The organism is Wolbachia endosymbiont of Drosophila bocki, assembly GCF_028982005.1.
Taxonomy (GTDB): domain Bacteria; phylum Pseudomonadota; class Alphaproteobacteria; order Rickettsiales; family Anaplasmataceae; genus Wolbachia; species Wolbachia pipientis.
The window spans coordinates 1-2,334 of sequence record NZ_JAPQLG010000125.1 but is presented as its reverse complement, the minus strand read 5'-3'; the positions used below and the strand labels follow the sequence as shown (position 1 = coordinate 2,334).

The 2,334-nt window shown below is 32.3% G+C and carries 3 protein-coding genes; 1 reads left to right on the top strand and 2 read right to left on the bottom strand.

The annotated features are described in order from the left end of the window. The first annotated feature begins 14 nt into the window (after window positions 1-14). Window positions 15-185 carry a hypothetical protein gene (locus tag OZD61_RS02795; RefSeq protein ID WP_274979764.1) on the top strand — a complete coding sequence of 57 codons (171 nt, stop codon included), beginning with the start codon at window positions 15-17 and terminating at the stop codon, window positions 183-185. Window positions 186-283: 98 nt separating this feature from the next. Here the strand turns inward: OZD61_RS02795 and OZD61_RS02790 are convergent, their stop codons facing one another. After that, on the bottom strand, window positions 284-1,504 hold the full coding sequence (locus OZD61_RS02790) for a KAP family P-loop NTPase fold protein (RefSeq protein ID WP_253303549.1): 1,221 nt from the start codon (window positions 1,502-1,504) through the stop codon (window positions 284-286). A 3-nt stretch (window positions 1,505-1,507) separates the two neighbouring features. Next, the gene (gene recR, locus OZD61_RS02785) at window positions 1,508-2,113 is read right to left on the bottom strand and encodes a recombination mediator RecR (protein ID WP_010963080.1); all 606 of its coding nucleotides are present in this window, start codon (window positions 2,111-2,113) and stop codon (window positions 1,508-1,510) included. Between the last annotated feature and the right edge of the window lie 221 nt (window positions 2,114-2,334).

Here is a 2,334-nt window from a genome sequence, read left to right as displayed (position 1 = left end):
CAGCTTGCAAATGATTGTCCTTTCCTTCATTTCTCTCCTATTACGAAGATTTTAAACAGGTTCTAATAATTCAAACATTGTTAGATGTAATATTACTAGGAGTAACAGTAAGGAAGACCTTCGTAAACCTGATGCTTCACATAATGACAAATCTGCAGGTAAAAAATTATCTAATGTCAATGTAAGCGAATTAATCAGAAAGTTTGAACAAGGTAATGACATAGTAAAAGGGCGTTAATCAAATGTTACCCTATCTTTGTGTATGTAAAGGTAGGGTATCTTTTCAAAATAGTATATCCTTTATAGCTTTGTTAATTTTTGACTCCCTCTCTGCAAAAGCAGTTTCTAGAGAGGTTTTAAGTTTTTCCCATTCTTCTTGACCATTTAGAACTAAAGATTTATATTCATTTTCAATTTTTTCCAATGCTCTTTGATATGAAAAACCTAATTCCTCATATATATCAATATTTATCGATTGCAGTATTACCAAAAATGAAAACAAATTCGGATCAGGTAATTCTTCTCTTGTGTGATTCAGAAGACACAGCTTTATTTTTTTTACGCAGTATTCTATTGTTTTTAACGATAGTGACAGGCTTTCTGCATAAAATATAAAACTATCTACAATCAAATTTTTTGACTTTTTCGGTAATTTAATATTTTCAAATAGTTCTTTTGTAAATTTTTCTATCGGTTGTTTTGGCAAATGTAAAGAGAGATCAGTAAAAGATTTTAGGTCAAAATTTGGTCCAAGTATTGTGCTGATTGCTCTTTGTACATTACTCTTATCTTTACTTACAGAAATAATGAAAACCAGCCCCTCCACATCAAGCATATACTTTATAGATTCCAAAAAATCGACAACGAATTTAGGACGGCACACATCAAGATTATCCACCATTATGTAAATGTTTTTGTCTTTTCTGATTTTATTAACCACATCCGCTAACTGTGTTTTAAAATCTCTAGTACTCTCTTTTCTTCTTTGGAGAAGACTTAATTCACTCAAGACAAAACCTATGTCTTTTTTATCAGCCTCTTTTGCAGCATCAAGAAATACTGAAAGCATAGCAAGTGGAGATTTACTGATCAGCTTTCCTAGTGTGTTTAGAGAAAATAGCTCTTGGTTTATGTTCTTGAACTGTTGTATAACACTTCTTTTTACTTTATACGATACAAATAAATCTTCAAATAGGAAATTTAAAAAAGAAGGCAGTGGTTGGTCCAATGCATTGATATCCCATGCACTATAATAAGCTGCAATTTCATTTTGCTGTTTTAACTCTTTTACCCATTCTTTCAAAAAAAACGTCTTGCCCCATCCATCATATCCTTCCAAAGATATTATTGTAAAAGACTGATCAATTGTTTTAATTATAGTATTGAATTTACCTGAAAATTGCTTATAGTTTAGGTGGTCATTTTCCCAAGCCACCACTTTAAGTGGTGGCACTATTTTTTTCTTTTTGAATGTTATTAGCGATATAAGTTTTTTTAAGCACATGTCTTATTTTATATTTAACTCATATTCTTGTCTTGAAGTAAGTGCTATCCTCAGCGTTCCTTCATCAAGATAGTCAATTTCTCCGCCCATTGGTATGCCGCAAGCAAGGCGTGATATTTTCACATCCAAATTTTTTAGCAATTCAATTATATATTGTGCAGTAACTTGGCCCTCTAATGTCGGATTAATTGCGATAATTATCTCTTCAATTTTAGACTCTGTCACTCTTTTCAGAATAGTGTCAAGGTTGAGTTCTTTTGGACCTATGCCATTTATTGCAGACAATCTGCCACCCAAAACATGGTATAAACCTGAATATATATTTCCTTTTTCAAACGCCCATAGATCACCTAATTCTTCTACTACACACAGTAACTTAGTGTCACGTTTTGGGTTAGTACAAATAGAACAAGGTGACTTAGTATCTAGATTTCCGCAAACTTCACACTCTATTATAAGATCTGCTAGCTCTTTAATCAAAGATGCAAGTGGTAGCATAACTTTTTCTTTGTTTTGGAGTAAATGTATAACTAACCTGCGTGATGATGATGGCCCTAAACTTGGCAATTTAGAGAAAGCATGAACTAGATTCTTTATGTTAACGTTCATTCAATAAATTCAGAATAGGCAGTCAAATGGTAACATCAAACCCTTTGTAAAGAAAGTGGTAAGTTTCTCTTGATCCCACTTTGATCAGCTATAGAAAAAATTTTTTACTTTAACGAAAAAAATTACTTCCGCACACTTAAAGCCTGATTATAATAGACTTCTTGCATAACCCAAACTAAGTAGAAAAAAGGTATCATCCAAGTAGCTGACACTGGTTCCTT